The sequence below is a fragment of the Enterobacter sp. Bisph1 genome, from assembly GCF_000814905.1.
Classification (GTDB): Bacteria; Pseudomonadota; Gammaproteobacteria; order Enterobacterales; family Enterobacteriaceae; genus Kosakonia.
This window is the reverse complement of the sequence record NZ_JXAG01000036.1, coordinates 155712-179215: the sequence shown is the minus strand read 5'-3', so window position 1 is coordinate 179215 and position 23504 is coordinate 155712. Positions and strand designations below refer to the sequence as shown.

At 52.5% G+C, this 23504-nt stretch carries 20 protein-coding genes and 2 pseudogenes; 19 read left to right on the top strand and 3 right to left on the bottom strand.

What is annotated here, in order from left to right:
- Positions 1-546 precede the first annotated feature (546 nt).
- A pseudogene (locus RW65_RS21915) lies at positions 547-714 on the bottom strand (phage baseplate assembly protein V); the annotation flags it as partial.
- Positions 715-841: 127 nt separating this feature from the next.
- On the opposite strand from RW65_RS21915, the gene RW65_RS11575 reads away from it, so the two are divergent.
- The 10 genes and pseudogenes from RW65_RS11575 (at position 842) to crtB (ending at position 12000) form a co-directional block, all read left to right on the top strand.
- Positions 842-1384, top strand: coding sequence for a hypothetical protein (locus RW65_RS11575; protein WP_039056894.1), 543 nt, complete (start codon positions 842-844; stop codon positions 1382-1384).
- Positions 1381-1776, top strand: coding sequence for a putative T6SS immunity periplasmic lipoprotein (locus RW65_RS11570; protein ID WP_039056893.1), 396 nt, complete (start codon positions 1381-1383; stop codon positions 1774-1776). Before RW65_RS11575 ends, RW65_RS11570 begins: the two co-directional genes overlap by 4 nt.
- A 262-nt stretch (positions 1777-2038) precedes the next feature.
- Positions 2039-2529: pseudogene (locus RW65_RS11565) on the top strand (phage portal protein); the annotation flags it as partial.
- A 1799-nt stretch (positions 2530-4328) separates the two neighbouring features.
- Positions 4329-4877: a YtfJ family protein gene (locus RW65_RS11550; protein ID WP_039056890.1), complete on the top strand. Its 549-nt coding sequence runs from the start codon at positions 4329-4331 to the stop codon at positions 4875-4877.
- A gap of 250 nt (positions 4878-5127) precedes the next feature.
- The gene (locus RW65_RS11545; protein WP_039056889.1) at positions 5128-6033 is read left to right on the top strand and encodes a polyprenyl synthetase family protein; all 906 of its coding nucleotides are present in this window, start codon (positions 5128-5130) and stop codon (positions 6031-6033) included.
- A 45-nt stretch (positions 6034-6078) separates the two neighbouring features.
- Positions 6079-7122, top strand: a complete 1044-nt coding sequence (fni, locus tag RW65_RS11540; RefSeq protein ID WP_039056888.1) for a type 2 isopentenyl-diphosphate Delta-isomerase — start codon at positions 6079-6081, stop codon at positions 7120-7122.
- Entirely contained in the window at positions 7119-8390 is a 1272-nt protein-coding gene (locus RW65_RS11535) for a glycosyltransferase (protein WP_039056887.1), read from the top strand. Before fni ends, RW65_RS11535 begins: the two co-directional genes overlap by 4 nt.
- Positions 8387-9562, top strand: coding sequence for a lycopene beta-cyclase CrtY (gene crtY / locus RW65_RS11530; protein ID WP_039056886.1), 1176 nt, complete (start codon positions 8387-8389; stop codon positions 9560-9562). The genes RW65_RS11535 and crtY overlap by 4 nt, the downstream gene beginning before the upstream one ends.
- A complete protein-coding gene (locus RW65_RS11525) occupies positions 9555-11039 on the top strand; it encodes a phytoene desaturase (protein WP_039056885.1) in 1485 nt (494 codons plus the stop codon). Before crtY ends, RW65_RS11525 begins: the two co-directional genes overlap by 8 nt.
- On the top strand, positions 11029-12000 hold the full coding sequence (gene crtB, locus RW65_RS11520; RefSeq protein ID WP_039056884.1) for a 15-cis-phytoene synthase CrtB: 972 nt from the start codon (positions 11029-11031) through the stop codon (positions 11998-12000). The genes RW65_RS11525 and crtB overlap by 11 nt, the downstream gene beginning before the upstream one ends.
- Here crtB and RW65_RS11515 read toward each other — a convergent pair.
- The gene (locus RW65_RS11515; RefSeq protein WP_039056883.1) at positions 11897-12430 is read right to left on the bottom strand and encodes a sterol desaturase family protein; all 534 of its coding nucleotides are present in this window, start codon (positions 12428-12430) and stop codon (positions 11897-11899) included. The two genes, crtB and RW65_RS11515, sit on opposite strands and share 104 nt — an antisense overlap.
- A gap of 361 nt (positions 12431-12791) precedes the next feature.
- On the opposite strand from RW65_RS11515, the gene RW65_RS11510 reads away from it, so the two are divergent.
- The 9 genes from RW65_RS11510 to RW65_RS11470 all read left to right on the top strand — a co-directional run bounded on the left by RW65_RS11510 (position 12792) and on the right by RW65_RS11470 (position 22594).
- On the top strand, positions 12792-13646 hold the full coding sequence (locus RW65_RS11510) for a glycosyltransferase family 17 protein (RefSeq protein ID WP_039056882.1): 855 nt from the start codon (positions 12792-12794) through the stop codon (positions 13644-13646).
- A 360-nt stretch (positions 13647-14006) separates the two neighbouring features.
- Complete coding sequence (locus tag RW65_RS21910) at positions 14007-14516, top strand: DUF2778 domain-containing protein (protein WP_072037749.1); 510 nt, start codon at positions 14007-14009, stop codon at positions 14514-14516.
- Positions 14517-14744: 228 nt separating this feature from the next.
- Positions 14745-15236 carry an Hcp family type VI secretion system effector gene (locus tag RW65_RS11500; RefSeq protein ID WP_039056880.1) on the top strand — a complete coding sequence of 164 codons (492 nt, stop codon included), beginning with the start codon at positions 14745-14747 and terminating at the stop codon, positions 15234-15236.
- A 433-nt stretch (positions 15237-15669) separates the two neighbouring features.
- Positions 15670-16239 carry a PH domain-containing protein gene (locus RW65_RS11495; protein ID WP_039056879.1) on the top strand — a complete coding sequence of 190 codons (570 nt, stop codon included), beginning with the start codon at positions 15670-15672 and terminating at the stop codon, positions 16237-16239.
- A gap of 480 nt (positions 16240-16719) precedes the next feature.
- Complete coding sequence (locus tag RW65_RS11490; RefSeq protein WP_039056878.1) at positions 16720-17832, top strand: FIST N-terminal domain-containing protein; 1113 nt, start codon at positions 16720-16722, stop codon at positions 17830-17832.
- A gap of 5 nt (positions 17833-17837) precedes the next feature.
- On the top strand, positions 17838-18947 hold the full coding sequence (locus RW65_RS11485; RefSeq protein WP_039056877.1) for a sensor histidine kinase: 1110 nt from the start codon (positions 17838-17840) through the stop codon (positions 18945-18947).
- Positions 18938-20032: an HDOD domain-containing protein gene (locus RW65_RS11480; RefSeq protein ID WP_039056876.1), complete on the top strand. Its 1095-nt coding sequence runs from the start codon at positions 18938-18940 to the stop codon at positions 20030-20032. The genes RW65_RS11485 and RW65_RS11480 overlap by 10 nt, the downstream gene beginning before the upstream one ends.
- Complete coding sequence (locus RW65_RS11475; RefSeq protein ID WP_039056875.1) at positions 20025-21167, top strand: response regulator; 1143 nt, start codon at positions 20025-20027, stop codon at positions 21165-21167. Before RW65_RS11480 ends, RW65_RS11475 begins: the two co-directional genes overlap by 8 nt.
- A 257-nt stretch (positions 21168-21424) precedes the next feature.
- The gene (locus RW65_RS11470) at positions 21425-22594 is read left to right on the top strand and encodes a DNA repair protein (protein WP_039056874.1); all 1170 of its coding nucleotides are present in this window, start codon (positions 21425-21427) and stop codon (positions 22592-22594) included.
- 36 nt (positions 22595-22630) lie between these two features.
- Here the strand turns inward: RW65_RS11470 and RW65_RS11465 are convergent, their stop codons facing one another.
- Positions 22631-23401 (bottom strand): siderophore-interacting protein, encoded by a 771-nt coding sequence (locus RW65_RS11465; protein ID WP_039056873.1) that lies wholly within the window; start codon positions 23399-23401, stop codon positions 22631-22633.
- Positions 23402-23504 lie beyond the last annotated feature (103 nt).

Here is a 23504-nt window from a genome sequence, read left to right as displayed (position 1 = left end):
TCTGAGGATAAGCGTTACCTGACCCGATGCCCATTTTGGGTCAGGTAATGGGTCAGGTAAGGATAGTACAATGGGGAAATGAGAGAACCAATCAGAAACAAAAATTACTTTATAACCGATTGATTGTAGACAATTAAAAACACAGTAAGCGTCAATGACGAACGATTAGAAACATTCTGATTTTATGACTCATAATCGCTTGGTCGTTGGTTCAAACCCAACAGGGGCCACCAAATTTTAGCTTTGTAAGCATATGATTAAGCCACTCGGTTGAGTGGCTTTTTTGTTGCCTGATTTCAAGTGGCGATGAAATGTCGATGGATTTTCTTAGCGCTCCTCTGCTTAGGCAAAAAATTCCACTTAAAGCGGGCATTTTTACATCCAATAAACTGGCTTTGACCTTCTCTTGTTGGGTGAAAAGTAGCCTTATTTACGGTGCCTGGGGTGACTAAGTCACCTTGCCATTGATTCATGTGTGACAAAGGTACAACTGCAATTGATATTGGTGCTCCTCTTATGCCGCCGCTGTCGCCAGAGTGTTCATCTACGCGAGTGACCGGCGCGGTGGGTCAACCACTTAAACCAGTCGGTAATAATTCCGCCAGCCTGCACACGGCATCGACCAGCATCAAGTTCGGTTTCAACAATGATTTCGGTGCGTACCATATTGCGGATAGTGCTGGCAAGTTCGTTAATGTTTGCTAGTGTGTTCATACAACGAAGAAGGCTGCCAGGCGAACCCGGTATCAATGAAATACGGTTTATTGACAGGCCATACTACGGCGTGTAGAAAAAATGATATTGCCGGGAGCATTAACAGTGACTGGAAAAGGAATTTTAAATGGCAACAGCAAAAGACGCTTATCGCCCACTCACTGCGGGTGAAATTAGGATGGCTCGCACTATCTTTGGTGACAGCGTTAATTACCCACATGTCAGGGTTTATAAAGGCAGCTACTTTCCCTTCAACCTTCAGGATGAGGGCACAGCCGTTACTCCAAATGGCAACATGTACTGGCCTGAACCTATCTTTAAAGAAGATTTTTCTTCTGAAACCTCATTAAATAAAAACTGGTTTATGCATGAGTTTGTGCACATTTGGCAGCATTTCATGAGCATGAGTTTCAGAACGAGAGGACTCATAAGCAAATACGTTGATTACAACTATTCGCTTCCTAAAGAAAAAACTCTCGCTGATTATCGAATGGAGCAGCAGGCAAATATCGTTGCCGATTATTACACTCTAGTAACGGAGGGTTATAATTCATGGAAGCAAATAAACAGCTTTAATGGAATACATGGTCCTGATTTACTATCTAAGTACCAAAACACATTGCAATATCTTCTGGCATCCCCGCGTGACAAAAGGAGTTTATGGAAATGAAGTGGAAAATCCTTTTACTTATCCCACCCTTTCTCACTGCGTGTACGATGGAGAATAATGCCTACAGGGTCGCTGATGTCACTCTTAAAAACAACCAGCCATGTATCTCTGTAAGTAATGACTCGACGTTAAAGGAGGGACATGCAAAATTGCTTACACTGTCATTGTCGGCAAGAGACAATAAGGGACAGATGCAGGAAGTATGGAAGCAGGACAATTTCGACAACCCTTCATATATAATACTGGCTGGACAGTGCATTCCGGTTGGATATAAGTTCACCCCCGATAAAGAATACAGTGTCACCGTCATTACTGCGCAACCAGAAGATAAAGTAGCGACCAAACGACTGTGGTCACGAAGTTTTAGACTTAATGAACTTACGCCGAAATAAATTCGGCGTATCACGGCCTTTCCGAACCATTCAGCGATTTTACTGGTCGATCAAAACGTTGATTATCATTGTTTCGATGCTTGTTAAATCGCTCTTTTCAAAACCTAATAACTGACGCTGCGGGTACAGGCCTAAAATGCATCAACTGAGCTGGCCGGCACACCTTTGTAATCCACGTAATCTTTAACGATATTGTGCCGGGTACCTTCGGCGAGCCGGTGCCGGTACTGGATAAGCGCGATATTCTGAATTATGTCTTTAAGGGATGCCGGAATATGTCAGCGCATTAAATTCGGCCTGGCTGAATGAATCGGCGACGCTGTTTCGCCGCAAGTATTATCAGAACGGCGCGCATGCGGGCTCGTTACGGACGCGGCGTAAAGCAGCACTGACGTCGAGGCGCTGCCTAAAGCGATGCGCGATTCGAAAGGACTCGGCAATCTTAAGAACCTGTTTTTCTATGCATCCAACGGAAAAGCCGACGGCATTAAAATCGTGCCGCTGAGTGAAGTCGCTACCATAGACGTTTTTTTTATATCAAGAAAGTCAGTGCGGGCGACCTGCTTGATGCACAACGCATCCCGTTCCAGCTCATGGGCAGCAACTGGAAAATGCGGGTTCGATAGGCGAGCAAAAGTATTTGTACGCAACGAACTGATGCCGCTGGAATCGCGATTCCTGAAGCTCAACGAATGGGCGGGAGAGGAGATTATCAGGTTTCAGAAATACAGCTTCGACACCGACAACGAATAGCTGACCGCAGCCGCCGCATGGCGGCATTTTAATGCCTCTCACCAGACCGCGCCAGCGCACGCATGCTGCGTGCAGTCACCCCGACACACGTTCACGCACCCTCAACCTCGTCAGTGCTTCACCGCCTCGCCTATCCGCTTCGCGGGTCGGTTTTAATGCAGTTGCATCGGTTCAACAGCTCCTTACCAGCACTAGCACCGATCAGGATAAAAAAATAGTTTCCGCATGCGAAATAATGCGCTTCATGCATGCGAGGGGGTGGAACGAAGCGGAGACGCAATTGATAGGTATTGATCAACTGCGGGATCTGGATAAGTAGCGGTAAATTTTTTTGGTTAGGAAAATGGTAAGCACTCCAAGCAAAATCGACGTCAAACCAAGAAAGATCAGCAACGAGAGAAGATGACTGAAGAGTCCCCCTAAGCTCGTGAAGTCACTCAGTCGTGCAAACTGTTCGGGCGTTAATACACGTATAACTATTTCAGGAATAGTTAGAAAGAAAACAATTACCACTAAGACATATATCGTTATCCTGCCGCTTTTTTTCATTAACTTCCTTGCCTCCTTTGATGGTGATGATCAATTATTTACAGGTTAAAGATTACAGCATGGAGAATTACAATGGCAGAAGGCTATGCAAAAATGAGGTTGCAGTCAGAAAGAAATATAGCCCTTGCACTCACAAAAGCATTGCGCGAGATACATGCAACCAACATGTAAGCCATTGAAATTGTTAAGCTTGGTGCAAATCGCATAATCAATCATGGTTCATGTTTGATACCTGCTGATTACTACCGGGACGCCTGCCGCGAGCTGATAAATATGGATCCTGCTTATTATCAGGCTCTTTATAAAGAGAATCTTGAAATGCTTTACTTTCTTATCGAGCCACAAATGACAAAGATAATATATCAAGTCGAATCAGGCGGAAATAATGAGGAAATTATTGGTGACGCTTTATATGAAATGTTGAAAAGATGAAGAAGTTATTATTATTCCTTTGGGGAGCTCACTCACACCTGGTGCCCATAGCACTTATTCTTGCTGGGGCATTTTTGTTTATTCAATTCATCCCTAATTATTCAGGGATACTTACTTTCTCATGGTTTATTATCGTTTCCTATTTGTATATTAAATATAACCGTTGGTATTAGCACCGAATTTATCACAGCTAAAATGCCCCGTCAGGGGCATTTTAGCTATTTTCAAAAACTTCAAAAAAATCAGTAACTTGGTTCATCATCCTGCACAGGAGGTTCGTTACGTGTAGTTCAGCAATTTCCTGAGCACAAATAAAATATAACCCCAGAGACAGGGATATAGGTCTGTTACAACCAAAAACAAATGCATTAAGGTACGTACGTCCGAGCCAATAACCGCCGCTATATTCTTTTAACGCTGAAAAAAGACCCAGCGGCCCTTAACATATGCAATTCATTATATAAAATTTAAGTCAATATTTAATTTATATTGATCACGACATCTTGTTTTAAGGGCTTACGAAAAATAATTCTGGCATATTAATTTTGCATCCTGCACACCATCTTAAATAAACATAATGCTAATACTCAGCAAAGCTGCCTTGCTCAACGACACCATATTTACTGCTATTATTCTTCTGCGAGTTACGCCTCCGTTATACCCCTCCATATTCCTTCATCCTACAAACCGACAACGCCACCGCTCTCACCAACTGATAATCTAGAGACGGATTAACGTGAAACCGTAATACCCCTCGTCCCCATTTCCAGAGAATCTCCACTACACTTTCCCCAACTTTACCCCCCTGAGAATGCCCTATGCTGCGCCTGTTACTGTTTATCTTCACCCTGCTGCCCTTTTTCGCCTGCGCCCATAATTTCGAAAAGGGCGAACGGGTAGCGCCGGTCGGCATAGCGGATCGTGGCGAACTGACGCTTAACCAGGGCGAGATCCGCTATCGCGACTGGAACAGCGCGCGGCTTACCGGCAAAGTCGGGCTGGTGCTGCATGTCGCGGGCAGGCTGTCGGCGAAAGATCTCAATAAAGGCATCAGCGACGCCATCGCCGCAGCCCGCCTGCCCGCCGATAAATTCCAGGCTACCACCATCATCAATACGGACGATGCCATTCCGGGCAGCGCCATATTTGTACGCCGCAGCCTGGAAAGCACCAAAAAGGCATTCCCGGCCTCGGTGTTCGTGCTTGATGATAACGGTGCCGCACAGCACGCCTGGCACCTGCAACCAGGCGGTTCTGCGGTGGTAGTACTGGATAAGGAAGGCCGCATTCGTTTTGCCAAAGATGGCGCGCTCACGCCGGACGAAGTGCGTCAGGTAATGACATTACTGCGTTCATTACTGGCATAAAATTTGTACAACGTGTTAACTCTATGTAAAGTTTTTGAGTTCGCCAAAGAAATTTTACGGGATTGCGCTACGCTTTTTAAAAGAGTCCCCGGAACGATGAACATGAAGATAATCAGTTGTTCATACACCGAAAATCCCACATTCCGCCTGTTGCGACGAATGTTGCACGCCTGATGGCAGCACGCTCGCACAGTTGCGCTTTTAACGCCTTCCCTTTCACAGCACCCGAACACCATCAGAGGCCTAAACCATGAACGCTAACGCCGTGAAATCTTCAGGGCAGGAAAATGAATTGCAGGCGCTGCGCGACGCCCTGCAGGCTCGCCTTGATGAACTTTTACCGCCAGGCCAGGAGCGCGATCTGGTCTGCGCCGCGATGCGCGAAGGCGCGCTTACGCCCGGTAAACGGGTGCGCCCGCTGCTGCTTATTCTCGCTGCGCGCGATCTCGACTGCGACGCCAGTCAGACCGCGCTGATGGATCTCGCTTGCGCGGTGGAGATGGTACACGCCGCCTCGTTGATGCTCGATGATATCCCGTGCATGGATAACGCCCTGCTGCGCCGCGGCAAGCCTACTATCCATCGCCAGTATGGTGAAAGCGTCGCGATCCTCGCCGCCGTCGCGTTACTTAGCCGCGCCTTCGGCGTGGTGGCACAGGCAAGCCAGCTTTCCGATAGCTGCAAAACCGAGGCGGTCAGCGAGCTTTCAACGGCGGTGGGCCTCCAGGGTCTGGTGCAGGGGCAATTCCTTGACCTTAGTGAAGGCAACCAGATGCGTAGCCCGGAAGCTATTCTCGCGACCAACGATCTCAAGACCAGTGTGCTGTTTGACGCCACGCTGCAAATTGCCGCTATTGCCGCCGGCGCGTCCACCTCGGTGCGCCAGAAACTGCGCCAGTTCTCACGCCATCTTGGGCAGGCGTTCCAGCTGCTTGACGATCTGGCAGACAGCCTGAGCAATACCGGCAAAGACATCAACAAAGACGCGGGTAAATCCACGCTGGTGGCAATGCTCGGCCCGGAGGCGGTGCATCAGCGCCTGCGCGATCATCTTCTGCGTGCCGACGAACATCTCGCCTGCGCCTGTTCGCGCGGCGCGTCTACCCGCCGTTTTATGTACGCCTGGTTTGATAAACAGCTGGCCATGTTTGGCTGAACGCGCGCGTCTTCACGGCTGACAGCGACTGTTACTGGAGTATGAATGAAGGACAAGGAACTGAGCCAACGCAAGAACGATCATCTGGATATCGTGCTGCACCCGGAGCGGGCTAAACAACAAATTCGCACGGGTTTTGAACACTGGCGCTTCGAGCATTGCGCGCTTCCGGAGCTTTCCCTTGACGCCATCGACCTCAGCACTCGCCTTTTTGGCCGCTCGATGAAGGCGCCAATCTTGATAAGCTCAATGACCGGCGGCGCGCGGCGCGCGAGCGATATCAACCGGCATCTGGCGGAGGCAGCGCAAACGCTGGGCCTTGCCATGGGCGTTGGCTCGCAGCGTGTTGCGCTGGAAAGCGAGGACAACTGGGGGCTGACGGATGAACTGCGTAAATACGCGCCGGATATCCCGCTGCTGGCGAATCTCGGCGCGGCGCAGATTAGCAGTGCGCAGGGGCTTGATTACGCAAAGCGCGCAGTCGGGATGGTGGACGCGGACGCGCTCATTATTCATCTCAACCCGCTTCAGGAGGCGCTGCAAACCGGTGGCGATCGCGACTGGCGGGGTGTGCTGACGGCCATTGAACGCGTCGTCAATGCGCTATCCGTACCGGTAGTAGTGAAAGAAGTCGGTGCCGGGCTCTCCGTGTCGGTGGCGCGCCAGCTTGCACAAGCGGGCGTCACCATGCTGGATGTCGCAGGGGCAGGCGGCACCAGTTGGGCTGCGGTAGAAGGCGAGCGCGCCGCAGACGTGCATGCGCGCAACGTGGCGATGGCTTTCACAGGCTGGGGCATTCCCACCGCACAGGCGCTGCGCCAGATACGCGAGGCGCTTCCTACTCTGCCGCTTATAGCCTCTGGCGGTATCCGCGACGGCATTGACGTTGCCAAAGCCATCAGCATGGGCGCGGATCTGGTCGGCCAGGCGGCGGCGGTACTCGGCAGCGCGACGACCTCAACCAGTGCAGTGCTGGCGCATTTCGCGGTGGTGATTGAACAATTGCGGGTCGCGTGTTTCTGTACCGGCAGCGCCAGCCTTAGCGCGCTGCGGGATGCCCGGCTGGTTCGTACCGGGGATGAGGTATGAGCCACTACGCCGTTATCACGCCACCGCTCTACAGCCACGTTCACGCCATGCAGGCGCTCGCACAGGCGCTTATCGCCCGCGGGCACCGCATCACCTTTATTCAGCAGGCAGAGGCCCGCACGCTGCTTAACGATCCGCGCATCGGCTTTTATCCGGTGGGCGAAGCGAGCCACCCGCCCGGCAGCCTCGCCCGCACGTTACGCCTGACCGCACACCCTGGCGGCCCGGCCATCTTAAGCCTGATAGACGATCTGGCGCGCACTACCGATATGCTGTGCCGGGAACTGCCCGACGCGCTGTCGCGGCTTGGCGTGGACGGGCTGATTGTCGATCAAATGGAAGCCGCTGGCGGCCTCGTTGCTGATGCGCTCGGGCTGCCGTTTGTCTCCGTCGCCTGCGCCCTGCCGGTCAACCGCGAGCCAGAACTGCCGCTGCCGGTCATGCCGTTTCGCTACGCGCCCACGCCACGCGCGCGCAAAATTTACCAGACCAGCCAGCAGATCCACGACTGGCTGATGGGCCGTCATGGCACGGTGATCGCCCACCACGCGCAGCGCTTCGGGCTGCCGCCCCGCCACGGCCTGCACGATTGCCTGTCACCCCTCGCGCAAATCAGCCAGACGCTCAGCATGCTTGATTTCCCCCGCCACGCACCGCCGGCGTGCTTTCACGCGGTCGGCCCGCTGCGACCACCGCAACCTGCGCCAGAACCGGCGGTGCCGTCGTCGCGCCCGCGCATTTTTGCCTCGCTCGGTACATTGCAGGGTCATCGCTACGGACTGTTTCGCACTATCGCGAAAGCCTGCCGCGACGCCGATACCGAACTACTGATCGCCCACTGTGGCGGGTTGAATGCCACGCAGGTTGCAAAACTGGAAACCTGCGGCGCCACCCGCGTGACCGGGTTTACTGACCAGCCGCTGGCGCTCAGCCAGTCACAGGCGGTTATCACCCATGGCGGGCTGAATACGGTCATGGACGCTGTCACCAGCGCCACACCGCTGCTGGTCGTCCCGCTGGCGTTCGATCAGCCCGGCGTCGCGGCGCGGGTGGAACACTGCGGTATCGGGCGGCGCGTCTCACGCTTCGCCGGACGCCGGGCGTTCACGCAAAAGCTTCAGGCACTGCTGAGCGATGAGAGCTGTCGCTCGCGCCTTATTGCGATGCAGCGCGCACTGACACAGGCAGGTGGTGTTCAGCGCGCGGCGCATATCACCGAGCAGGCGCTCAGCACACGGCGGCCTGTTCCCGCGCAGGCGGTATCATGACACCACAATGGGATCTTATTCTCGCGGGCGGTGGCCTCGCGAACGGGCTTATCGCTCTGCGTCTGCGCGCGCTCGCCCCTTCGCTGAACATACTGCTGCTGGAGGCAGGCGAACAGCCCGGCGGCAACCACACCTGGTCGTTTCATGGCGATGACATCACACCCGCGCAACACGCCTGGCTTGCGCCACTGGTGGCGCACCGCTGGGACGGTTATGAGGTGCGCTTCCCGGCGCTGACGCGCACGCTTGATGGCGGCTATTACAGTGTGACGTCCGGACGTTTTGCCGAAGTCTTGACTCACACGCTCGGCGACAAGCTCTGGTGTAACGCGCCTGTCGCCGCCCTCACACCTGAGGCTGTGACGCTGGCGGACGGGCGCACGTTGCGTGCCCGCGCAGTGCTTGATGGCCGCGGCTGGCAGACAAGCCCACACCTGACGGTGGGCCAGCAGGCGTTTCTCGGCCAGCAGTGGAAACTCGCGGCGCCCCACGGCCTGACGCGTCCGATCCTGATGGACGCTACTGTGGCGCAGCAAGGCGGCTACCGGTTTGTCTATACGCTGCCGCTCACGCCCAACACGCTGCTGATTGAAGACACGCACTATATCGACAGCGCGACGCTTGATCCGGCGCGGGCGCGGGACAACATCGCCAGTTACGCCCGCACACACAACTGGACGCTTACAACCCTCGAGCGTGAAGAACACGGCAATCTGCCGATTATGCTCACAGGCGCACCGCAGGCATTCTGGCGCGAGGCGCAGGGCATAGCGCGCAGCGGCCTGCGCGCCGGACTGTTTCACGCTACCACCGGTTATTCGCTGCCGCACGCGGCGGCGCTTGCTGACAGTATCGCCGCACAGCCGCCTGAAACAGCTCAGGCGTTATACGCCCTGACGGCGGGCTATGCGCAGCGCCAGTGGCGGCATCAGCGCTTTTTTCGCCTGCTTAACCGCATGCTGTTTCTGGCGGGCAAACCAGACCGCCGCTGGCAGGTCATGCGGCGCTTTTATGGATTAAATGCGGGGCTTATCGCCCGGTTTTACGCCGGACGACTGACCCCATTGGATAAGGTGCGGCTGCTGACAGGCAAACCCCCGGTACCGGTGGGCGAAGCCTTGCAGGCCGTGCTTAAGCAAACACCCCGGCTGCGAGCTTTTCATCATGACTAAAACGGTTATTATCGGGTCCGGCTTTGGTGGCCTGGCCCTGGCTATCCGCTTACAGGCGGCGGGCACGCCTGTTTTGCTGCTGGAGCAGCGCGATAAACCCGGCGGACGGGCCTATGTTTACGAAGATCAGGGTTTCACCTTCGACGCCGGTCCCACCGTCATTACCGACCCTTCGGCTATCGAGGAGCTGTTTACGCTTGCCGGGAAAAATATTGCCGATTACGTCGATCTGTTGCCCGTCGCGCCCTTCTACCGTCTCTGCTGGGAGAACGGCCAGGTCTTTAATTACGATAACGATCAGGCAAGCCTGGAGGCGCAGATCGCGCTTTTTAACCCGCGCGATGTAGAAGGTTATCGCCGGTTCCTCGCCTATTCGCAGGCGGTATTTAAAGAAGGCTATCTGAAGCTTGGCGCGGTGCCGTTTTTATCGTTTCGCGATATGTTGCGCGCCGGGCCACAACTGGCGCGCCTGCATGCATGGCGCAGCGTTTACGGCATGGTGTCGAAATACATTGAAAACGAGCATCTGCGCCAGGCCTTCTCATTTCACTCGCTGCTGGTGGGCGGCAACCCGTTTGCGACCTCGTCCATCTATACGCTTATTCATGCGCTGGAGCGCCAGTGGGGCGTCTGGTTCGCCCGCGGCGGCACCGGCGCGCTGGTCAACGGGCTGACGAAACTCTTTACCGATCTGGGCGGCGAAATCGAACTCAACGCGCAGGTCACACGCCTCGATACCCAGGGCGATAAGATCTGCGGCGTCACGCTTGCGGATGGACGCCACATCCCGGCCCGCGCCGTGGCATCGAACGCCGACGTGGTGCACACCTACAACAATCTGCTCGGCCATCATCCACGCGGCGTGGCGCAGGCAGCGTCGCTGCGCCGCAAACGCATGAGCAACTCACTGTTCGTACTCTATTTTGGCCTCAATCATCACCACAGCCAGCTTGCGCATCACACGGTCTGTTTCGGGCCGCGCTACAAAGAGCTGATTGAGGATATTTTCAAGCGCGACACGCTGGCGGAGGATTTTTCGCTCTACCTGCATGCGCCTTGCGTGACCGACCCGTCGCTCGCGCCGCCGGGCTGCGGCAGCTATTACGTGCTGGCCCCGGTACCGCATCTTGGCACCGCTAATCTGAACTGGGATGTCGAAGGCCCGCGCCTGCGCGATCGCATTTTCGATTATCTGGAGCAGCGCTATATGCCGGGCCTGCGCGAGCAACTGGTCACGCACCGCATGTTTACGCCGTTCGATTTCCGCGACCAGCTCGGCGCGTATCAGGGCTCGGCGTTCTCGGTGGAACCCATCCTCACGCAAAGCGCCTGGTTCCGCCCGCACAACCGCGACAGCCGTATCGACAACCTCTATCTGGTCGGTGCGGGTACACACCCCGGTGCGGGCATTCCCGGTGTTATCGGCTCAGCAAAAGCCACCGCCGGGCTGATGCTGGAGGACACGCATGGGCGATAAACCGCTGCTGACACACGTCACCGAAACCATTGAAGCCGGTTCGAAAAGCTTCGCCACCGCCTCAAAACTCTTTGATGCGCAGACGCGACGCAGCGCGCTGATGCTCTATGCGTGGTGTCGTCACTGCGACGACGTGACCGACGGTCAGGTGCTCGGGTTTCGCGCGCCGTCAGCCGCCACAGAGACGCCTCAGGCGCGCATCAATATGCTGCGCGAGTTAACGCTTGAGGCCTACGCGGGCAAACCGATGACAGAGCCAAATTTTGCCGCGTTTCAGGAGGTCGCCTTACAGCATCAGATCCCGCCTGCGCTGGCGCTCGATCATCTGGAAGGCTTCGCGATGGACGTGCGTGACGAACGCTACCGCACTTTTGATGACACCCTACGTTACTGCTATCACGTAGCAGGCGTGGTGGGCCTGATGATGGCGCGCGTCATGGGCGTGCGCGATGAAGCGGTGCTGGATCGCGCCTGCGATCTGGGCCTCGCGTTTCAGCTTACTAATATTGCGCGAGATATTGTCGAGGATGCTGCCATCGGGCGCTGTTATCTGCCGGACGAGTGGTTGCTGCAGGAAGGGCTGCGCCGCGAGGCACTGGCGGCGCGTGAGCATCGTGTGCAGATTGCGCGCCTTGCCGCCCGCCTCGTGGATGAAGCGGAGCCGTATTACGCCTCGGCACGCGCCGGGCTGGCGGGCCTGCCGCTGCGCAGCGCCTGGGCTATCGCCACCGCGCACGGCGTATACCGGGAGATTGGGGTGAAAGTAAAACGCGCGGGCGTCAACGCGTGGGAGTCGCGTCAGGGCACCAGCAAAGCCGAAAAGCTGGCCCTGCTGGCCAAAGGTGCCGCGATGGCGTTTAGCTCTCGCGGCGCGACCTCGACGCCTCGCCCGTTGACGCTCTGGCAGCGTCCGCACGCGCAGGACGACCATTACGCTCACGCAACACCGCCTGCAGCTTAGCGACCGGCGGCGCATAAAGAAAACCAAACGAGACGCAGCCTTCGCGCCCGCGCACCGCGTGATGCAGCCGGTGCGCCATGTAGAGCCGTTTCAGGTAACCCCGACGCGGCACATAACGAAACGGCCAGCGCTGGTGGACCAGGCCGTCATGGGCAATAAAGTAGAGCGCGCCGTAGAGCGTCATTCCGGCACCTATCCATTGCAGCGGCCAGCGGCCACCCGCGCCGAGCGCGATAAGCAAAATCGCCACGCCAGCAAACACCACAGCGTAGAGATCGTTGATTTCAAACCAGCCTTTGCGCGGCGTGTGGTGGGAAAGATGCCAGCCCCATCCCCAACCGTGCATGACATATTTATGCGTCAGTGTCGCCAGAATCTCCATCATGGCGACCGTCAGTAACACAATCGCCACGTTATACAGCACCGTCATAAATTCTCCTGGCCCGATGGAAAGAAACGTCCTGTTGCCGGGAAACGTAAGCGCAATGCGCGCTGCAACCCAAAGAGTATAGCAACCCAGCCGCAAATACCTGATGCATTCACGAGGCGTGTAAGAATAAAAAAAACGGCGAACCGGGGTAAAGGAATGGCTGGGCTAACGCTTAAAAAATGACTCTGCGCCAGAATATATTGAACAAAAATTCACCATATAAATTTTAGTTATGAACACACATAAGCTAAAATCTTTTTCTGCCAAATGGCTTTACTAATGCTATTTATTATACGAAAATTCCTAAAAGCTGAATGACGGGTAACGCTTTGTTTTACCGAATAATTAGAGAATGAAAATTATGATTTATGACTGTTTTTTGTATTATGACGAAGACATGTTACTTGATATTCGTTTAAACACACTCGTTGACGTTGTTGATCGCTTTGTGATTGTGGAATCAACTCATACATTTACCGGCAAGCCAAGAAAGTTGCATTTCGATATTGATAAATTTTCCCGTTTCAAAGACAAGATAATCTATGTTGTCCACGATGAAGAACCTATTAAGAAAAAAGCTAATGGTATGACGGATGAAGTGGATGCATGGGCGAACGAAGCCGCGCAGCGGAACGCTATTATGCAGGGTTTAAATCAGGCGCAGGACGATGATCTGATCCTTGTCTCTGATGTCGATGAAATATTCTCTCCCGATGCTATTAGAGCTATTAACCCTAAAACCTTATGTACGACGCTATATATGGGTTTTTATAACTATCAGTTTAACCTACAAGTATTTAATCCTGATGGAAGTAAAAGGCTGTGCAAGCTGCCACGTGCAACGACCTTCCGCAATTTAAAAGGTTATTTTAAAGGCAAACCGGAAGAGTTCAGAAATATAAAAAAATATCGCACGCATAAAGGATTTATTTCTAAGACTCTTTTTAAATTACGTCATAAAATCATGCCCGATGCGGGCTGGCACTTCTCATGGATTATGAAGCCCGAGCGTATTTCTGAAAAGATGTCTACGATATCACACACCGAGTATGATCTCCCTCATCTTAATAATAGAGAACATATTATCAATGCGCTCACCAATGCAAAAGATATATGGGGACGCGACCGTAAAATGGTACGGCAGGATTTAACTAAAGATAAATTCCCAGCCTATCTGGTAGATAATGCCAAAAAATTTGAAGATTTTATTATCTAGAATACGATCCTGGCCAGCCAGTTGGAAAAGTGTCTCTTTTCACTGGCTGGCTTTAGCGATCGCTTATTGTTAAGTGCAAGTGCTGTATCCGTTCGATTAAGCGTTACTTGTTTACCCTGTTGTAAATACAAGCTACTTTTCTTTAATAAAAACAAAGGCATCCTGAAATATTAGAACCATTCAACAATATTTCATATTACTCTTCCCTGTAAAAAACCATTCATTTCTTAAATTTATTGCTTGAATAAATTCCATAGCATAATAGCTAAAAATAATTAGCATTTTCAGATTTTTAACACTCAAAATAAATCATCATCAAATATAATCACCCTCTTATCTTCATTCACAAGGATAGTACGAATGCCATTACACGGCAGGTTTGAGCTTAATAACGCAGACTATTCTCCCCTTCATTTCGATGGCATTGGCGTGTTCATTGCCTTTAGTGGTAATGGGGTATACAGAAACAAAGGGGGTTGCGGTGCGATAGTCCAGCAAGGCCCCATACCACCAGGGATTTATCATATCGTAGACCGTCCGACAGGTTCGGTTGGTAACCGTCTGCGTTCAATGGCCATTGATACCTATAAGAGCACATTTTATTATCACATTGACCATAGTGAATGGTTTGCCCTTTATCGAGCAGATGGATTAATCGATGATAATACCTGGATTAATGGTATTGAACGGGGTGGCTTTAGATTACATCCGGGACAAATTAGTGAAGGATGTATAACATTACCCCATCGTTCTGACTTCCTTCGACTAAGAGATTCCCTCCTGCAAACTGACAAATCAATAATAGCGGAAAGTAATATTGATACCTATGGCACAATTGAGGTTATTGCTTATGGTGATACGTGTCCTTAAAGGTATTCTTTTCTTAATTATTATGTTAGTTAGCGGTCGAACGCTTGGCGATCCCAATACCTGGCTGAATAATAAGTTCACATTCTGGTTAGTGGAGTTAACATATGGAAATAGAGAGCCTGGTATTGAAAAAATCGAGGATATTATTTTTTATATTTCGTTAGTCATTCACATATCAATTAGTACAATAATATATTTTATTATTATAAAATTAATAAGGAGAAAATGATGCCAATCCCCCCGTATTTGTGGCTTAAGGATGATGGTGGTGCAGACATTAAAGGGTCAGTAGATGTACAAGACCGTGAAGGTAGTATTGAAATCATCGGGATGAGTCATGGGCTCGCTATCCCTGTTGATACTAGTAATGGAAGGATTACAGGAACGAGAAAACACTCCTCTTTCAATTTCGAAAAAGAAGTAGACAGTTCGACGCCGTATCTTTATAAAGCCGCCGCAACAGGCCAAACGCTTAAGAGCGCAGAGGTTCGTTTCTATCATATTAATGATGCAGGACAAGAGGTTTGCTACTACACGGTTACTATGGAAGGTGTAAAGATAACCAGTGTTAACTGTGGTGTACCTAACGTAAAACTTATGGGAAATTCACAGCTTAATCATATGGAAAGCGTGAGCTTGCAATATGAAAAAATAACATGGCGTATTGTCGATGGAAATATTCAATTTGCCGATGCCTGGAATGAACGTCCAACAGCCTGATCATAACTTCCCACACAACTGGAAAAAATTTTGTCTTTAAATTTATATAAGTAAGCCACCAGCAAAGCTGGCTTACTTATTTCTTCGTCTTTAACGAGCAATAAAACCTCCCTTTTACACCTTCCCTACATCGCGCCGTTCAAATTTCGGGTAAATACCCTATCCATTTGATTACATTGAAGTCTTTACAACGCTATCCGACGCCGCAATCATCGTGCTGACGTCAGAACGGCGGTACACGCTAGCGCTTCGCCGTGAGGACAGAAAATGCCTGCGGACCTTAGCAGTTGCGGGTGAAAAAACCCGGTATGTTTACCCGCGTTTCAGCTGGAAGCTGAGGGGTTTGCGCCGCAGGCATAACAAAGGTTGATTCTGATGATATCAAGGTCCCAGAACAAATTGTATTCAATGTAAACCCGCTCAAGGAACAGGCATGTTAGATTACAAAACAGCGACAAAAGCGCAGTTAAAAGAAGAGATGAAACGCCTTGCGTTACACGTCACCGATGCTTCGTTTGGCACCAAGAAAGAGTTTTTCCACCTGCCCAACATTCTGGGCGCAGACGAGATCCCCCAGGCAATCGCCAGCGGTGCGATGGATGGCAATACATGGTTGATTACCTTAACCAATAAACGCGTCATCTTTCTCGATAAGGGATTGCTGTTCGGCTTAAAACAGGTGGATATCAATCTGGAAAATGTGGTTAGCGTCGGGGGTAAAACCGGGTTACTTCTTGGCGAAATAACCATTTCGACGACGGGTAAAAATTTTACTATCAAAAATGTTCCCAAACTCACGGTGATTCCTTTTACCAATTTGGTCAACGAAGTCAGAGAACGCTATTTTTCCTCCGCACAAAACAATGCGGCGCAAGCCGGAAGCGAATCACAATCTTTTACCAGCGCCATGGATAAAATCGCCCGTCTGGCGCAGATGAAAGAAGAAGGCATTTTAACCGAAGAAGAGTTCCAGATTCAGAAACAGCGACTGCTTAATAGCTAAAGGATACCAACGGTCAATGGCGAACGAAGGGGTAAACCATTGACCATCATAATAAAAATGCAATTTAGCTTATCTGCCCTGCGTTTTTAAGTACCCCCCTTTCTCTCCGGCTTAAGCAATATCATTTTAATGATCTAATAAGAACGATGACATTACATGGCTTATTTAAAAAAGCCTTTTAAAATGATAATCCGTGCTGATAGCGGGTGAATGTTGCTGGAGACAAAATTTTAACAGAAGCAGAACCTCTCTTTCCCCCTCAGACAAATGTAAATACTGAGCATGCAAAGCAACATTGTTAATTAGCGAAACAACGCACGTTCTTTTAAAAAAGATGTAAAAAGCCTGATAAATTAAAAGCCTGCCGTATTGATATTTAAGCCTGCTGCTCCTAATCTTCGTAAATAGGAATATTCATCAATTTATCTACCAGTCGACAGCAGAGGCGAAAGCCGCTGTACAGAGTGAGGGGAGTATACCGTGAATTTCCAGCCCATCTACGCCAGTAGTGAATCTCCTGACCCGGTCGAAGCGGTTGCCCAGTTTGCCGCGCAAATTGGAGGTGATGAAGTTGAAACCATTATATTTTTTTGCTCTCCCGATTATGATCTTGCTGTATTAGGTCGCGAATTAAAAAATACATTTTCTTGTTCCTGCTTCGGGTGCACCTCTTCTGGTCATATCGGCACGGAAGGTTTTCAACATTCTGGCCTCTTAGGCCTCGGGCTGGGTAGCGGCTTTCGCGCACGCACATTTATGATTCACCCGTTGCTTGAGTACACTCCCGTCATTAACGAGATTGCGGACACTATCCGCCGCGACAGTGAGGAGAGGCCCGATCTTCATCGTTTCGGACTGCTGCTGGTCGATGGTCTCTCGATGGCCGAAGAGCGCCTGGTGGCGAATCTTTACCAGCAAATAGGTAATGTGCCCATTATTGGTGGCTCTGCCGGGGACGATCTGCGTTTTGAAAAAAGCTACGTCTATGATGGCAATGGCCATTTCCTGTCGGATGCCGCGGTTTTCGCGGTAATCGAAACCAGTTCCCCGGTCGCCACATTTAAGATCCAGCACTTTGTTCCCAGCGATATTGAACTCGTTATCACTGAGGCAGACGCTGAAAAAAGGCTGATCATGGAGATTAATGGCGAGCCTGCCGCTCAGATATACGCAGAATCCCTTGGTCTGAGCGTCGAAGCATTAACGCCGACGGTATTCTCGCGCAATCCGCTGGTGCTCTCTTTTGGCGATGAACCCTACGTGCGTTCCATTCAGAAAATGAACGATGATCTCTCGCTCACCTGCTATTGCGCGATTGAAGAGGGATTGATCGTCTCTATCGGCAAAGCCGAAGATCCCATCGAAACCTTTAGTCAGGCTTTTGAAAAAGTCCACGAAACCATTCCTAACCCGGCGGTCATTATCGGCTGCGACTGCATCCTGCGTCGCATCCAGTTCGAAAAAGAGGGACTGGAACAACAGATCGGCGACATCATGGTGCAAAACCGGGTGGTGGGATTTTCAACCTATGGTGAACAATACAACGGGCTGCATGTGAACCAGACATTCACCGGTGTCGCCATTGGAGGATAGAAAACATGTCATCTTTTCCCGAAACCTCCGCCGCGACGCTGTCGCTTGCCGATTACGCGCGCAAGCTTGCCGCCCGCGATAAAACCATCGATGTACTGAAACGCCGTATCGCTCAGCAAGCCAGACACAGTCACGCAACGCCTTTTGCCATCCTTGAGCAAAATGTCGGGCTGGAAAAAGTGGTGGCGCGTAAGACCATGGAACTTGAAAACGAGCGCCACGAACTGGAAAAAGCGCTGGCCGATCTCCGCCTGGCACAATCTCAGCTATTGCAAGCGCAAAAGATGGAATCTATCGGGCAACTGGCGGCCGGGATCGCTCACGAAATCAATACGCCAACACAATATGTTGCGGACAACGTGGGTTTTATCAAAGGTGCAACTGACTCGCTGCTAACGTTGCTGAATGCCGCTCTGACCCTTGCGGACGTGGCACGAGAAAAAATGGCTGACGATCCGCGCATGGCTGAGTTTGACATGACGCTTAAGCGCACCAGGATTGATTTCTTGCGCCGACAAATTCCAGGCGCGCTGGATGAATCGCTGGAAGGGCTTGAGCACATAGCCCGTATTGTCGCCGCCATGAAAGAATTCTCTCACCCTTCGAAAAACGTGAAGGAGCGGATAGATATACGCGACGTGATCAATACCACCGTCACGGTGGCCCGCAACGAGTGGAAATATGTCGCGGAACTCGAAACGCATATTGCCGACAACCTACCGCAATTGCCTTGCCTACGTGACATGGTTGGCCAGGCCATTCTGAATCTGGTGGTCAATGCCGCTCACGCCATCGCAGATACCCTGCAAGAAGGGGTTAAAGAAAAAGGACGCATTATTATCTCCGCACTACAGAACGGTGACTATTTAGAAATCCGTATCCAGGATGATGGCAGCGGTATCCCCAACGCCATCCGCGATCGCATTTTCGACCCCTTTTTCACCACCAAAGCGGTGGGCAAAGGGACAGGACAAGGGCTGGCGATTGTTTATTCCACCGTTGTGGACAAACACGGCGGGAAAATTCGTTGCGAATCAACAGAAGGCGTCGGTTCAACCTTTATCCTGCAGTTTCCGTTCACTGCGAATAATGAGGATGATCCACCATGCAGGTAATGTTCGTAGATGACGAAAGCCGTGTGCTTTCCGGCATTGAGCGGGCTTTTATGCTGCAGGATAGCCAATGGGAATTCCGCTTCGCCACCAGTGGACCTGAAGCGTTAACGATGTTGGGAGAGACCCCGGCGGATGTGGTGATCTCCGATATGCGCATGCCTTTTATGGACGGTGCCGAGTTACTCAGCCAGGTCCGCGAGCGCTGGCCGGGGACGATCCGCATCATTTTATCTGGTTATTCAGACCCCGACTCAACCCAGCGCATGCTGGACGTCGCGCATCGTTTAGTCTCTAAACCCTGCGACAGTTCAACATTATCAGAGATAATTGAAAACGCCTTCGCTTTACGCACACTGTTCCCACAACCGTGGGTGCTTGATTGCGTCGGTAGGATTACGCATTTACCTGCTGCGCCAGATATCTTTATGCAGGTTCAGCATCTTCTTGAGAACGCCGCGAGCAATAGCCAACAAATTGCCGAACTGCTGGGCCGCGACCCGGCATTGAGCGCCAAAATTATGCAGTTGGCGAACTCCGCCTGGTTTTGTAAAGGATCGCCAGTTTATGATATTGCCAGTGCCATTACGCTACTAGGCGTGGACAGGATATCGCTGCTGGTAATGACCTCTCATGCGCGTGTCGAGGCGCAAAAAGCATCACACCCCAGCGCGTTACAGCGCACCGCTTTTCTGGCGTCCGCCCTCGCCGCCCATATTGTCGGGCATCACGGACTCGAATCCACCGCCGCGTTGTTGGCGAATGTTGCGCAACTGATCCCCGAAATAAGCGAAACCGACGAACCAGTGACCACCCGTGATGATACTTCCCCGCTGGCTGCGGTTGGTGCATACCTGCTGGCGATGTGGGGATTACCCCTGGAGATTGTCGAGATCGTGGCGGGTCACGATAATCCGGCGCGTTTCGGCCATAACACATTCGGCGCGGCGGGTGTGGTGCATGTTGCCGTCGCACTAGCCAATCACCGTATGCCCGACAGTGACTACCTTGCAACAACAGGCATGCTAAACCAGCTCCCGTTATGGCAGCAGACGTTCGCTAACCTACAGGAAACCCTTTATGACTGATACCACCTTGCCCAGGGTGCTGTGCGTAGACGATGAACCTAATGTGCTCGCCGCGATGGAGCGCAATCTGTTTGGAGAATTTGAGCTTGTGGTCGCCCCCAGCGGCGAAGCCGGTCTCGACGCGATTCGTTGGGGAGAACCCTTTGCGGTGATCATGTCTGATATGCGCATGCCCGGTATGGATGGCGCGACCTTTTTGGCGAAAGCGCGGGAAATTTCGCCCGATAGCGTCCGTCTGTTGCTGACCGGGCAGGCCGATGTGCAATCCTCTATTGCCGCCATCAATAAAGGTGCTATTTTCCGCTATCTTTGCAAACCCTGTCCGAAAGAGGAGCTGGTTTCAGCCCTTAACGACGCAGTACGCCAGTATCGTCTCGTGCGCGCTGAAAAAGAGCTGCTGGCAACCACCCTGACCGCCTCGGTCAAAACATTAACGGAAGTGCTGGCAATGGTGGCACCGTGGGCCTTCCAGCGAGCCGCATTCGCACAATCCTGCGTCCGCCATGCACTGCCGAAGCTAGAATGGCCCGATGAGTGGATCTACACTATTGCGGCTTCGCTAAGCCAGATAGGCTGCGTGGGTATTCCTGCCGATATCGTGCAGGCCGATGCAGCCCAGCGCAAACTCTCAGAAGACGAGAAAAAATTGTTGCTGGGGCATCCGGAAGTCGCCGGCAAGCTGGTGGAAAATATTCCCCGACTTGAACTGGTCGCCGGGATTATCCGTCATCAGGCAAAAGAACCGTCGCCGGATGTTCCGCTGGAAGTTTTACGCGGTGCACATCTCCTGCGCGCGGCCCTTGAACTGGAGCGTAATGCGGCACGGGGATTTAGCCTCGAGCGGCCGTGGGAAATTCTGCGCGCGGCGCATCCCGCTCTGCCTGAATACATCATCAAATCTCTGTCAGATTTCCGCGCCAATGTCACCGGAGTGCGCTCTGCGCGCATTCGCGAGCTGATGCCGGGTTGGGTGGTAGATGAAGATATTCGTACCACCAACGGTTTGATGGTGCTGACCAAAGGGCACGAACTGACCGACACGGCGATCTCCGCCCTTCAACGGCTGCTCGACGCCAACGCCATTAAAGAACCGATCCGCGTTCGTGGGCTTCCGGAGAGCACACCGTTGGTATAGCTGTGTGGACAGTTAACATAGCGCTAAACCCCGGCGGCGACTCGCTGTGTCGCCGGAGCATCTATCTTGCCCTAACGCCACTTTTCGCACGTTTCGTCTCAAAAAGGCGCCATAAGCGCAATTTTCACAGAAACACTAACGCCTGAAATATGTCCCATGTAATATGGCTGCCGACTGTTGCGAGATTTATCTCTATGGTCCAGATTTGATGAATCACAACTCCCTTTAACACGCTCAACGCGCTTTGACGAAACGCCATGAACAAACCCATAAAACGGCTTGAAATCATCAAATACGCCATTGAACTGGAGGATGACAGCATCATCCTCAGCCAGCTTCCTTTACTCAAAGAAGACGTTACGGACCCGGAGTTAGCGTTTATCGTACACGCCCTTGAAGAGAAGAATTACAGCGATGCGATACGTGCGATTACCCTTTGGCTACAGAACCAGCGCTCGGTCGTCAGCTGGCAGGATCCGCAGGTTGCCGCCAGCAAGCTGGAGCTGAAAGCGCTGGAAGAGCAAATGCGCGAGCTGATTGATAAACGCAATGCGCGTATCCAGTTGCTGGATGAATTCAACGATCTCTATTTAACCCGCCTTGGACCGTTAATGTCGCAGATCCTGCGGCTGCGTAAAACCCTGGCCGAAGCGGCCGTGCGTCGCCAGGAAGCGGAAGCGCGCCGCCGTGAAGCGGATTATCTGCGCTGTCAGAAATACCTGTCGCAAGCGGTGGAAGTGCTGGTTACGCTGACGCAGCGCTGGCAGCGTATGCCGCCGCACTCGATGCAGGCGGCAGAAGCGCGTAAGCATCTGCAGCAGCAAAGCGAACTGATTGCCTCGTTGCTGGCGGAAGCGCAAGAGCTGGAAAGCGGGCTGACGCGTGAAGAAGAACCTGCACGCCAGGCGCGGGATGAAGCGCGTCAGGAGTATGAAAACTACCAGGAACAGCAGCATGACGCGGAAAAACGTTTTAGCTTCGAGCAGCAAATGAGCGAAGACGAGCGCCATGAACTGAAGCGCTTGTGGCGTCAGGCCAGTAAGCTGTGCCACCCGGATCTGGTGGATAGCGAACTGAAAAACGATGCCCACAGCATGATGGTGCAGCTTAACCAGGCACGGCAGCGCGGCGATCTCAGCGCGATTCGCTCGCTATTGACCCGCCTGCAGAAAGGGCTTGAACCGCTAATGGCCAGCGATCGTCTTAACGATCTGCAGCGCCTGCGCCAGCGTATCCTCGAAGTTAAACAGCATATCGCCACGCTGATTGAAGAGCTGGCGCGGCTGGAAAAAGAGGAGTCCTGGCAGCTGGTTTCGACGTTAGGCGACAGGGAAACTTACTTCCGCCAGCAGGAGAAAGCGCTGGCCGAGATTCGCCAGGCGCTGGAACAGCAGGTTAGCGAAGCGGAATTTGACGAAGTCGCCTGAGGGCAGCAAGCCCGGTAATCACGCCGGGCTTCGCGCTTATTTCTGGTGCCAGTAAGCCTGCGCACGCACCAGTTGCGGGTCGATATCGGCAGATTCAAAGCGGCCCATCAACGATTTCACCACCTCACCTTCCCCGGTTAGCCAGATAAAGTAGTCCTGTCCCGGCACGCTTAACGTTTCAAGCCTACTGGCAACGGCCTGCGGGTTATGTCCCACAATCCACTCAATATCAAAGCCGCTGAGATCGGCGAAATAATCTTTGTACGACGCATCCGCAATGGTTATCACCGCTTTCACCTGCGGGCGCACGGCAAGCTGGCTGAGGGTTTGCAGACGTCGGCGCAGCGCTGGCATACCAGATTCATCGCAGACATACAGCTGCCAGGCGTAATCTGGCGCGACCACCAGCGAACCGCGCGGCCCGCCAATAGTCAGCTTATCCCCTGCCCGCGCCTGCATCGCCCAGTTGCTCGCCACGCCGCCATCGTGAATGAAAAAATCGAGCGCCAGCTCATGACGCACGGCATCGTAAAGCGGCGTGTAATCCCGGGATGCCGGGCGCGGGCCATCACCCCAGACAATACCTTCATCGCTGACCACCGGCGGCACGAAGTGGGTGCCCGGCTGCGGGAAGAATATTTTGCTGTGATCGTCAAAGCCACGGGAGGAGAAGCCCGCGAGCTGCTCGCCGCCGAGTACAATGCGCTGGAAGGCGCTACCCGGGCGTTCAACACGCAGTACGGTTAATTCACGGAAACGCAGTTCATTGCGCACGCGTTCGGGATAACGTTGAGGGTCGGTTGTCATAATCAGCTCTGGTGAAGGTAAATAGATATATCTAAAATACTGTGCAAATGATAATGATTGCTGATTAGCCAGAAGGCAAGATCTTTTTACGATATAGAAGAAG